The organism is Vibrio methylphosphonaticus (genome assembly GCF_023634655.1).
In the GTDB taxonomy this organism is placed as follows: domain Bacteria; phylum Pseudomonadota; class Gammaproteobacteria; order Enterobacterales; family Vibrionaceae; genus Vibrio; species Vibrio methylphosphonaticus.
Genome location: NZ_JAMKMS010000001.1, coordinates 471,192 through 483,386 on the forward strand (window position 1 = coordinate 471,192; position 12,195 = coordinate 483,386).

General features: G+C 45.2%; 9 protein-coding genes. 2 read left to right on the plus strand and 7 right to left on the minus strand.

The features are described 5' to 3' along the window. Window positions 1-26 precede the first annotated feature (26 nt). From csrA to pncC, 5 genes are all read right to left on the minus strand, one after another. Window positions 27-224: a carbon storage regulator CsrA gene (csrA, locus tag M9196_RS02055; protein WP_004415691.1), complete on the minus strand. Its 198-nt coding sequence runs from the start codon at window positions 222-224 to the stop codon at window positions 27-29. Window positions 225-316: 92 nt separating this feature from the next. Next, complete coding sequence (locus M9196_RS02060) at window positions 317-1,504, minus strand: aspartate kinase (RefSeq protein ID WP_250615858.1); 1,188 nt, start codon at window positions 1,502-1,504, stop codon at window positions 317-319. Between the two features lie 257 nt (window positions 1,505-1,761). Further along, window positions 1,762-4,347, minus strand: coding sequence for an alanine--tRNA ligase (gene alaS, locus M9196_RS02065; protein ID WP_250615859.1), 2,586 nt, complete (start codon window positions 4,345-4,347; stop codon window positions 1,762-1,764). Between the two features lie 235 nt (window positions 4,348-4,582). After that, window positions 4,583-5,623, minus strand: a complete 1,041-nt coding sequence (gene recA / locus M9196_RS02070; RefSeq protein WP_250615860.1) for a recombinase RecA — start codon at window positions 5,621-5,623, stop codon at window positions 4,583-4,585. Between the two features lie 148 nt (window positions 5,624-5,771). Then, a complete protein-coding gene (pncC, locus tag M9196_RS02075; RefSeq protein WP_250615861.1) occupies window positions 5,772-6,272 on the minus strand; it encodes a nicotinamide-nucleotide amidase in 501 nt (166 codons plus the stop codon). A gap of 122 nt (window positions 6,273-6,394) precedes the next feature. On the opposite strand from pncC, the gene mutS reads away from it, so the two are divergent. Beyond that, the gene (mutS, locus tag M9196_RS02080) at window positions 6,395-8,953 is read left to right on the plus strand and encodes a DNA mismatch repair protein MutS (RefSeq protein ID WP_250615862.1); all 2,559 of its coding nucleotides are present in this window, start codon (window positions 6,395-6,397) and stop codon (window positions 8,951-8,953) included. 87 nt (window positions 8,954-9,040) lie between these two features. Here mutS and M9196_RS02085 read toward each other — a convergent pair whose 3' ends face one another. Both M9196_RS02085 and rraB read right to left on the minus strand, forming a co-directional pair. Next, entirely contained in the window at window positions 9,041-9,844 is an 804-nt protein-coding gene (locus M9196_RS02085; protein ID WP_250615863.1) for a glycosyl hydrolase 2 galactose-binding domain-containing protein, read from the minus strand. Window positions 9,845-9,971: 127 nt separating this feature from the next. Further along, window positions 9,972-10,388 carry a ribonuclease E inhibitor RraB gene (gene rraB / locus M9196_RS02090; protein ID WP_250615864.1) on the minus strand — a complete coding sequence of 139 codons (417 nt, stop codon included), beginning with the start codon at window positions 10,386-10,388 and terminating at the stop codon, window positions 9,972-9,974. 559 nt (window positions 10,389-10,947) lie between these two features. Between rraB and arcA the strand changes: the two genes are divergently transcribed. Continuing rightward, window positions 10,948-12,168 (plus strand): arginine deiminase, encoded by a 1,221-nt coding sequence (arcA, locus tag M9196_RS02095; RefSeq protein WP_250615865.1) that lies wholly within the window; start codon window positions 10,948-10,950, stop codon window positions 12,166-12,168. The last annotated feature ends 27 nt before the right edge of the window (window positions 12,169-12,195 follow it).

The window sequence follows — 12,195 nt, forward strand, 5'->3', positions numbered from 1 at the left end:
AAAATGCTAGCCCTCTTTATAAGAAATTAGTAGTTGCCAGATGCAACATTACCATTTCCCTTTTCCGCTTGAATACGCATGTAAATTTCTTCACGGTGTACTGATACTTCTTTAGGAGCATTAACACCAATGCGAACCTGGTTACCCTTTACACCCAATACAGTAACAGTGACTTCGTCACCAATCATTAATGTTTCGCCAACGCGGCGAGTCAAAATCAGCATTCTTTGCTCCTTGAGTAATCTCTAATTATCTTGCTACGAAACACATTATCCAATAAAAGTTATATTTTCGTAAACTATCTTCTAACAACTATTTACCCCAAATAGGCCAGTTTCTCTTCTCTTGAAACGGTAATATTGGTGATAATGTAGTTATCATGCAGTACGTTAGCCGCTTTGTCGATAGCCTCTGAGTCTATAACCAGGGTAAATGAGTGTTTATCTTCACAAAAGTGTAGGACAGATATTTCAGCCAAGTTGAGAAGTTGTTGAGATTGTGAGATCAAGGATGCCGTAATCTCTCCCACGACGGTCACGAGCCCTACCTGCGTTTCCTCGATAACCGTATCGGATAACATTGAAATAGCTCTGTGTATCGCGTCAGGTTGCGCAATCAGGGTGTAATCGCTGCCATCCATAATCTGACAATCTATCTCTATGCCACACAGCTTAATTTGCTGATCAATTCGCGGCTTTTGGTGTAGAGGCATCGATATTGCGAGTAACCGTTTTTGCAATGCGACACCTGAAATACCTGGTTCAGGGTCCCGACCCTTAACCAACGTACCGGGTCCGGATTCAAAACTTGAGAGGACGCGTAAAGGAACATCATTTTCCCCAGCATACGTCACGCAAGGTAAATGCAATACTTTTGCGCCTTTCTTTGACATGACTTCCATGGTGGTAAAATCAATTTTCTCTAAACACCTCGCATTCACCACAATACGTGGGTCAGCGGTATACACGCCAGCTACGTCGGTGTAGATTTGGCATTCATCAGCCGATAATGCACCCGCGAGTGTGACTGCCGTCGTGTCCGATCCGCCTCTTCCTAAAGTCGTAATATCACCAAGAGCATTGACCCCTTGAAAACCGGCGACAATAACGATGAGATCGTCGTCTAGATAGCGCTGTATTACTTGCGGGTTTATGTCGCTAATCGTGGCATGGTTATGCTGATTATTCGTCTGGATCTGAGCTTGATGCCCTGTCAACGAAACAGAGTGATGACCTAATTTACTCAAGGCCATTGCTAACAGTGCCATTGAAACTTGCTCTCCTGTAGAGAGCAGTACATCGAACTCTCGAGCATTCGGCACACTATCAATTTGTTTCGCCAACTCAACTAAGCGATTTGTCTCACCCGACATCGCCGATACTACAACCACAAGTCGATTCCCAGCCAGTTTAGCTTGAATCACTTGCTCTGCAACATTTTGAATTCGCTCAATAGAGCCGACCGAAGTCCCACCAAATTTTTGTACGATTAGCGGTTTTTTCACCAGTTTTCACCATCCCAGACAGCTGTAATATGTCTCTTACCCATAGGAGCCCTATACCAATCGCCTGTTTAACCTGTCATAAACTCTAGCGACGATTTCAACTCTCGAAGCACAGTTAAACTATTGCGTGGTCATAGAACCATAAAATATAGCGCATTAGTTTGCACTGCCATTGACTGCGCTTATCAAAGGCACCTTAAAGCAACAATGCCCAATCAATAGCTATTGATTGGGCATTGTATTACCAGCTTAAATCGTTATAAGCGTTCTTCTAACCAAACACGCACTGACAAAAGCGCTTCTGGTAGAGCCTCTACATCCGTGCCGCCAGCTTGGGCCATATCTGGACGACCACCACCTTTACCACCAATCTGCTCAGCAACCATCTTAACGAGATCGCCCGCTTTGACTTTACCAATAAGATCTTTTGTCACACCAGCAATAAGACCTACTTTTCCATCCGCGATATTGGCAATCAAAATAATGCCGCTACCCACTTGGTTCTTAGCATTATCGACCATAGTACGCAGGTTTTTATTGTCAGCGCCTTCAATCGCCGCGACCAGTACTTTGGTCCCTGCAATTTCTTCAACTTTGCCCATGATGTTAGCGCTTTCTGCCGCCGCCATCTTGTCTTTCAATTGCTGAATTTCTTTTTCAAGCGACTTCGACTTTTGCGCTGACTCTGCAAGTTTTGCTTCTAGTGCTTGCTGTTGAGCTTCCACTGCATCAAGCGCCGTTTCACCCGTTACCGCTTCGATACGACGGATTCCGGCAGCAATGCCCCCTTCTGACGTGATCTTAAACAGACCAATATCACCCGTATTGTGTGCGTGAATACCACCACACAGTTCCGTTGAGAAATCACCCATTGAAAGTACACGCACTTCTTCGTCATACTTCTCGCCAAAGAGCGCCATTGCACCTTTCTTCTTCGCCGATTCAATGTCCATCACTTGAGTTTCAATGCTATGGTTAATTCGAACCTGCGTGTTAACAAGTCGTTCGACTTCTTTAATTTCTGCTTTTGTCATGGCTTCTAAATGAGAGAAGTCAAAACGTAAGCTGTCGGCTTTAACCAAAGAGCCTTTTTGTGCAACGTGCTCACCTAACACTTGACGCAATGCTGCATGCAATAAGTGGGTCGCTGAGTGATTCAAAGTAATTGCAGCGCGACGCTCAGCATCGACGATGGCATCGACATCATCATGTTTAGCAAGTACACCTTCAATCAGTTCACCATGGTGAGCAATCGCATTGCCTAACTTTTGAGTATCTTCAACGTTGAAGAGTCCTGCCGACGTTTTCAGTACACCAGCATCACCACACTGACCACCCGATTCAGCATAGAAAGGGGTTTCTTCAAGAACCACAATCGCTTTGTCGCCAGCAGAAAGAGCATCGACTTCGTTACCTTCTACAAACAGTGCTGCAATCGTGCTAGCACCTTGAGTCGTGCTATAACCACAGAACTCCGTGTTTGTGTCGACTTTGATCGTTGCATTGTAATCAGTACCAAATTGACCCGCTTCGCGAGCTCGTTGGCGCTGCGCTTCCATTGCTTTTTCAAAGCCAGCTTCGTCAATAGTAAACTCGCGTTCACGAGCAACGTCATTGGTTAAGTCAGCAGGGAAGCCGTAAGTATCGTAAAGCTTAAACACGGTTTCGCCATCAAGGATTTTCTCGTCGCCAAGTGCGTCTAGGGCGTCATTTAGAATGACCATGCCACGCTCAAGTGTGCGGCTAAAGTTTTCCTCTTCGATACGCAGTACTTTTTCAACCAGTGCCTGCTGCTTCTTCAGTTCTTCGCCAGCCGTACCCATGATTGTAGCTAGAGTGCCAACAAGCTTATAGAAGAACGCACCTTGTGCACCTAGCTTGTTACCGTGACGCACAGCGCGACGAATAATACGGCGCAATACGTAACCACGACCTTCATTTGAAGGCATCACACCATCAACGATTAAGAATGAACATGAACGAATGTGGTCAGCAATAACACGTAATGACTGGTTAGACAGGTCTTCATAGCCAATTGTCTCTGCCGCGTCTTTGATTAGCGTTTGGAAAACATCGATTTCATAGTTAGAGTGCACCCCTTGCATGATGGCAGAGATACGCTCAATACCCATACCCGTATCTACTGAGGGCTTAGGTAATGGCTCCATCGTACCGTCGGCATGACGGTTGAACTGCATAAATACGTTGTTCCAGATCTCGATAAAGCGGTCGCCATCTTCTTCAGGCGTACCAGGGCGTCCACCCCAAATATGCTCACCGTGATCATAAAATATTTCCGTACAAGGACCACATGGACCCGTATCACCCATCTGCCAGAAGTTATCTGACTCATAGGCTTTACCGCCTTTCTTGTCACCGATACGGATAATACGGTCAGCAGGAATGCCGACTTTCTTATTCCAAATTTCAAACGCTTCGTCATCTGTCTCGTAGATAGTGACTAATAGGCGCTCTTGTGGCAGTTTCAATGCTTCTGTCAGGAATTCCCAAGCAAAGCCAATCGCATCTTCTTTGAAGTAATCACCAAAGCTGAAGTTACCCAGCATCTCGAAGAAAGTATGATGACGAGCAGTAAAACCAACGTTTTCAAGATCGTTGTGTTTACCACCAGCACGTACACAACGCTGTGACGTCGTCGCTCGTGTATAGCTGCGTTTTTCTGAGCCTAAGAAGCAGTCTTTGAACTGGTTCATACCGGCGTTAGTGAAAAGCAACGTTGGATCATTGTGAGGAACCAATGATGAACTTTCTACGATTTGGTGCCCTTTGCTCTCAAAGAACTTAAGGAACGCGTTGCGAACCTCATCTGTGCTCATGTACATGCAGCTTTTCCTGAAATAATTCGAGTTAGATTTTGGGGACATATTGTAACCCCATGAATAAGCATTCGCCTAGTCTTCTCATAAAAAAGGACAGAAACAAAGCGATTTTATCGGTCATGTTAGGCAAGAAAAGTGATGTCTGCTACACCAACTTTACTGATAGAAATAATAAAGCCCCGCGTTAGCGAGGCTTTATTCAATATTCAATCTATTTTAGGAGCAGGCAATCTCAGCGTTAGAACTCTTCTTCTGCTGGTGCTTCGCCTTTTTCAGGCTCTTCTGGCAATGCTGGAGTGAGCAACATCTCGCGAAGTTTGGTATCAATCGCTAATGCAGCCTCAGGGTTTTCACGAAGGTATTTACCTGCGTTTGCTTTACCTTGACCGATTTTATCGCCATTGTAGCTGTACCATGCACCGGCTTTCTCGACCAACTTGTGCTTCACGCCCAAATCGATAAGCTCACCTTCACGGTTAAAGCCTTTACCATACAAAATTTGTGTTTCAGCTTGCTTAAATGGTGCTGCAATCTTGTTTTTAACGACCTTAATACGTGTTTCGTTACCAACAATCTCATCGCCTTCTTTGATAGAACCTGTACGACGGATATCAAGACGAACTGATGCATAAAACTTAAGTGCATTACCGCCTGTGGTCGTTTCTGGGTTACCAAACATCACACCAATCTTCATACGGATTTGGTTGATGAAAATACACATACAGTTAGATTGCTTCAAGTTACCTGTTAGCTTACGCATTGCTTGCGATAACATACGCGCTTGAAGACCCATGTGACTATCGCCCATTTCGCCTTCAATTTCGGCTTTTGGTGTTAGTGCTGCAACGGAGTCGACAACCATGACATCAATCGCGCCAGAGCGTGCTAATGCATCACAAATTTCAAGCGCTTGCTCACCCGTATCTGGCTGAGAAACCAACAACGCATCGATATCTACACCTAATTTTTTAGCATAAATAGGGTCTAGCGCGTGTTCAGCATCGATAAACGCACAGGTTTTACCAACACGTTGCGCTGCTGCAATCAGTTCGAGTGTTAACGTGGTTTTACCTGATGATTCTGGACCGTAAACTTCAACGATACGTCCCATTGGCAAGCCACCCGCTCCCAATGCGATATCAAGAGAAAGTGAACCCGTTGAGATAGTTTCAACATCCATCGTACGGTTGTCACCAAGGCGCATGATAGAACCTTTACCAAATTGTTTTTCAATCTGACCTAGTGCTGCTGCTAATGCCTTTTGTTTATTCTCGTCCATTACTTTCTCCACAAGTATCCGCTAGGGATAACACGCTATGCGCAATTCTTAAAATAAGTGAGCGGTTGGTATTAAAAGTGACCGCGATATGGTTTTATTATACTGTTGATTCATACAGTGTCTATAGCTGTATGAAAATTTTATTGGTTTATTTAAAAGGCACCCCTTCTAAAACTGAATGATACAAGATGAGCAAAGCATGCAACACTGCTTGTTGTCTGACTTGCGCACGATCTCCACTAAAACAACATGTCTCACTCATGTTCCACCCTTGAGACGATGCCCAAGCAAAACAGACTGTCCCTACTGGTTTATCTTCTGTCCCACCGCCAGGCCCTGCAATACCACTAATTGCAATACTTAACGTTCCATTAGAAAACTGCAACGCCCCACTCGCCATTTCACTCACAACCGCTTCACTTACCGCCCCTTCTTGATGCAGCGTTTCTGGTAATACTTGTAACATCTCAAACTTAGCGTCATTGCTGTAAGTCACAAAAGCGCGGTCAAACCAAGCGGAGCTCCCTGCTATGTCAGTAATCGCCGTCGCCACCCCACCACCAGTGCACGACTCCGCCGTGACCAGTTGCTGATTTTTACCATGGAGTAGTTCACCAAGGGTTGCGCTTAATTCTTGAATATTGTGCATAAATCCAATCCTTCAATGTTGTTAAAACATTCCAGTCGTACAGTTACCAACAATGTCCCTTTCCGCTAAGTGCGGTTTCACGTATCCTAACAACACTCAAAACCAGCAGCAAAGATGTCACAGTGAAATCGGAACAAAAACACACGCCAATGATGCAGCAATACCTGAAGCTAAAAGCTGAAAATCCAGAGATATTGCTTTTTTATCGTATGGGAGATTTCTACGAGTTATTTTATGACGACGCAAAAAAAGCCTCGCACCTACTCGATATTTCTCTAACCAAACGCGGCGCCTCTGCTGGCGAGCCGATTCCAATGGCAGGCGTTCCATTTCATGCCGTAGAAGGTTATCTCGCAAAGTTAGTACAGTTAGGTGAATCTGTCGCTATCTGTGAGCAAGTTGGCGATCCCGCGACAAGCAAAGGTCCGGTCGAACGCCGAGTGGTGAGAATCGTCACGCCAGGTACGGTGACTGATGAAGCATTATTATCTGAGCGACTCGACAATCTCATTGCCGCTATTTACCACCACAACGGTAAATTTGGCTATGCGACTTTAGACATCACCTCTGGACGATTCCAGCTCTGTGAGCCAGAAACCGAAGAAGCGATGCTTGCAGAACTGCAAAGAACAGCGCCTAAAGAATTACTCTTTCCAGAAGATTTTGAGCCGGTTGAGATTATGGCGGGCCGCAACGGTAACCGCCGTCGACCAATCTGGGAATTCGAAATAGAAACGGCAAGACAGCAACTCAATCAACAATTTGGCACCAAAGATCTCGTGGGTTTTGGTGTAGAACAATGTCTGCTTGGGCTGTCGGCTGCTGGTTGTTTGATCCAGTATGTCAAAGATACACAGCGAACGGCATTGCCTCATATCCGCGCATTAACACTTGTCAGTCAAGATCAGTCCGTCATCTTGGATGCGGCGACGAGACGCAATCTTGAGCTCACACAAAATCTATCAGGCGGTTACGACAATACTCTTGCAGAGGTGCTTGACCATACTGCAACGGCTATGGGTAGTCGGATGCTTAAGCGCTGGATTCATCAGCCAATGCGTTGTCAAAAAACACTAAACTATCGTCTCGATGCTATCACAGAGTTAAAAGAAGACACGCTATTCTCTGAGCTTGCTCCCGTCCTAAAACAGATTGGCGATATCGAACGTATATTAGCGCGCCTTGCCCTACGTTCTGCTAGACCCAGAGACATGGCTCGGCTACGTAGTGCAATGCAACAGTTGCCTGAGCTAGCTCTCAGCTTAGAGTCCGTGTCACACCCGTATTTGCAACAACTTGCCCAGTTTGCCGCGCCGATGAACGAGGCTTGCGAGTTATTAGAGTGTGCCATTAAAGAAAACCCTCCCGTTGTGATTCGCGATGGAGGCGTCATTGCTGATGGCTATCACGCCGAACTTGATGAATGGCGTGAGCTGGCCAATGGCGCGACGGCTTACTTAGACAAACTGGAACTCGATGAGCGTGAGCGCCACGGTATCGATACCTTGAAAGTCGGCTATAACAACGTCCATGGCTTTTTTATTCAGGTGAGTCGAGGTCAAAGCCATCTTGTACCCGCACATTATGTTCGCCGCCAAACACTAAAAAATGCCGAACGCTACATTATTCCAGAGCTTAAAGAACACGAAGACAAAGTGTTAAGCTCGAAATCTAAGGCGCTTGCGATTGAAAAGCAGCTCTGGGAGTCGCTCTTTGATCTCCTACTTCCGCAGCTTGAGCAATTCCAAAACTTGGCATCAGCACTGTCTCAACTGGATGTATTACAGAATTTAGCAGAACGAGCAGAAAGCCTAGATTACTGCCGCCCAACCATCAGCGACAAAGTAGGGTTAAGTATTCAAGCAGGTCGTCACCCTGTGGTTGAACAAGTGATGAACGACCCGTTTATTGCTAACCCTATTTCGCTTAATGCTCAACGACAAATGCTGATCATCACCGGACCTAATATGGGAGGTAAATCCACCTATATGCGTCAAACGGCGTTGATCGCCCTACTCGCTCACATTGGCTCCTATGTCCCCGCAGAAAGTGCCGAAATTGGTTCGATTGATCGTATCTTTACTCGTATAGGCGCTTCTGATGACTTAGCTTCGGGTCGCTCAACCTTTATGGTTGAAATGACAGAAACGGCGAATATTTTACACAATGCGACCCCAAATAGTTTGGTCTTAATGGACGAGATTGGACGCGGTACTAGTACCTACGATGGACTATCGCTTGCTTGGGCAAGCGCCGAGTGGTTGGCTTCCAAAATTGGCGCTATGACCCTATTCGCCACTCATTATTTTGAACTCACTGAGTTGCCAAACCAATTACCACACCTTGCTAACGTGCATTTGGATGCGGTTGAACATGGCGATTCCATTGCCTTTATGCACGCCGTTCAAGAAGGGGCAGCAAGCAAATCTTATGGGCTGGCTGTTGCTGGACTGGCAGGTGTGCCAAAAGCCGTCATCAAAAATGCACGTCAAAAACTTAGCCAGCTAGAGCAACTCGCACAAAAACCTGCCCCTTCCTCTTCTCAAGTAGATGTGGCAAACCAACTTAGCCTAATCCCTGAACCAAGTGAAATCGAAGAGGCGTTAGCGGGAATCGATCCCGATGACCTCACGCCGCGCCAAGCACTTGAAGCTCTCTATCGTCTCAAGCATATGCTGTAGCTCTCGTCATAAACATTCCCTACGCATATGAAAAAAGCGACCATACGGTCGCTTTTTTGACATTAAACTTCATCCGTTTTGAACAAATTAAAGTGGGCAATGCGTCGCACAAAGAGAGCGATTCAAGACGACGTCCAACGTCTGCTCCTGTCCATCGAGTTCAACATGCAAAGGATACACATCCTCTCTATTAGGCTGTTTAGGGTCGGTATAGCGAGGTGCTTCCACTTGGAACAACGCAGAAACTTGCTGCTTTCTCACGTCAATGGGTAATGAGTACGTCATGCCATTAAATTTAACCGACGCCGATAACAACCCCGAACGATACGTTTTGTAGTAAAGATCCACCTTAAACTCACAACCTCCGCCATGATGCCAAATTTGCTCCATCGCCACGTATTCTAAACGGACGTGTGGAATAAATTGCAAGTAAGGCAAATGCCAAATGCCCATTCTTGGATCATTTTCAGGCGGTTTGACTCCTAATGAACATTGCGGCGTTATCGCCTCTTCATCAACGAGCAAATCCTCGTCATCGTACTCAAGAAATAATACTTCTATTCGATTACGCCCAAGTTGAAGGTGTGGTCGCACTTCTTTACGGTAGGTCACTTCACTGCCGTCACAATCCATAACAGCAACACCGTTAACTCTTACTTCCGCAAAGTAATCAATACCGGAAAAAACGAGATCGACGGCTGGATGGGACAATTCGTGCTCAGTCAGCTCAACATCATGCATCAGATGCCACTCTTGCTCAGCTATTGTCGCTTCAGACAACGTTTCTGGGAGAATTTGACTAAGAGCACCGGGGAACTGCAGATCCCCTTGAGGAATAGAAAGATCAGTCAGCGGGGAAAGCTGCCAATAACCTGAAATGTTTACTTTCATTATAATAATCAGACCTACGCCGTATTTTGCGCAGTATAGTCAAATTGTTGCTAGAAAGATACCGTTGTTAAAAGCATAAACAAGAGACAAAAAAGGCCAGCAGTGCTGGCCTTTCAATCAATAATACTTACTCTTCGTCAGCATCATCTTCTTCGGTATACAAGGCGTCTTCGCCTTCATAGTACGTACCCCAGCCATCATAGATGATGTCGTACTTTTCAGCGAGGTTCACAAGCTTTTCAACCTGAGCATCAATTTGCTCAGCGTTTAACGCTGATTCCATCGTTGCATCACAACAAAGCAGCTTATTGCCATCTTCGTCTTCTGTTTCTTCAGCTTCAAGGACCTCAAAGCCCAGTTTGAATGCCTCGACCACTGCTTTTTCTAAACGCTCAAAATCTTCAGCAAAGAAATGATGCTCAATCTCATAAAGAGAGTCTGGATCACTACCATCTTCAATTAATGCTTGAATGATATCGCGAGTTTCTTCCTTTTGAATTTCGATCAATTCTTCAACGGTTAGATACTCATCTTGTTGAGACATAAAAGTGCTCCAGCTAAATTAGGTTATCGGACGAATAATACGGTATGTCGCTATAAATCGAAAGATCGAAGCGGGATCTTTCGCAACAAATTTTCACTTGTGTTGATTTTTATAGATCGATCAAGATCACAGATACAAAAAATTAACATTTCACCGTTACATCATGGTCCATCGCTATTTATCTCATAACCAGCCATTGATCTGCCAAAAGGACCAAAGAAAACTTATGAATTCATTTTGCATATCATCTCGCCTTACCTAAATGTGACCATTGTGGTTTTAATCACTGAACAACAGAAAAACAATGCCATCTTGTGTATTTATGCACAGATACCCGATGATTAGTAACGCTTCGCCCGTTAACTTTGCTGAATATCCAAGCATTAATGTCACACTTGCATCACCAACTAATTCAGAAAATTTATCTGCTTTTTATTCTAAGATTAGCGATTTGTTGCTGTGTATTGGTCAATTAGCAGCAACTAATCGCTGTTTTCACACTTGCATCTTGATAACAAGCTTGTCATAAATAGCGCATTCAATATTGAAAGGAATCACAATGAGCACGTTGTACGTAGGGTCCGAAGTTGGCCAATTGCGCCGAGTATTGCTAAATCGCCCAGAAAGAGCACTTACTCACCTCACACCATCTAATTGCCATGAACTGTTGTTTGATGATGTGCTGGCGGTTGAAGCGGCAGGGGTTGAACACGATGCATTTGCTGACACGTTGCGTAGCCAAGAAGTCGAAGTCCTGTTGCTCCACGATCTCCTCGTCGACACCCTCGCAGTACCAGAAGCAAAGTCTTGGTTGCTTGAGACTCAAATCTCTGATTATCGTTACGGCCCTATCTTTGCTGGTGAACTCAAAGTTTACCTAGCGGAAATGGACAATGAACACCTTGCATCAATTTTACTTGGCGGCCTTGCTTACTCTGAGCTTCCGATTAAAACCACGTCAATTTTGCAAAAGATGAGCCGCCCACTCGATTTCGTTATCGAGCCGCTACCCAATCATCTATTTACTCGAGATACGTCATGCTGGGTTTATGGGGGGGTCTCATTAAACCCAATGATGAAACCAGCTCGTCAACGCGAAACGAATCATTTACGTGCCATCTATCGCTGGCACCCGACGTTCGCCGGCCAAGACTTCATCAAATATTTTGGTGATGAAGACCTACACTATGACAATGCTAATATTGAAGGCGGCGATGTGCTTGTCATTGGTAATGGCGCTGTACTTGTTGGTATCTCTGAACGCACAACGCCACAAGGTGTCGAAAACTTAGCGGCGAATCTTTTTAAAACGGGTCAAGCTAGCCAAGTGATTGCTTTAGATCTTCCTAAACATCGCTCTTGCATGCACCTGGATACTGTCATGACACATATGGATGTGGATACCTTCTCTGTCTATCCCGAGATTATCAGCGACAAGCTTGATACATGGCGACTCACGGCTGCTCCAGAAGGAAAGATGCATGTTGAGAAACTGCCTAACTATTTAACTGCGTTAGAAAGTGCGTTAGATGTCGATAAGTTGAATATCATTACAACAGGCGGTGACAACTATGAAGCCGAGCGTGAGCAATGGAACGACGCAAACAACGTGCTTACCGTGAAACCTGGTGTCGTCATCGGTTATGAAAGGAATGTCTATACTAATGAAAAATATGACAAAGCAGGCATAGAAGTTCTCACAATCCCGGGGAATGAATTAGGGCGCGGGCGTGGAGGCGCACGCTGCATGAGCTGTCCAATAGAACGTGATGGCATTTAATTACCATAGAGAAAAAGCGCCATACAG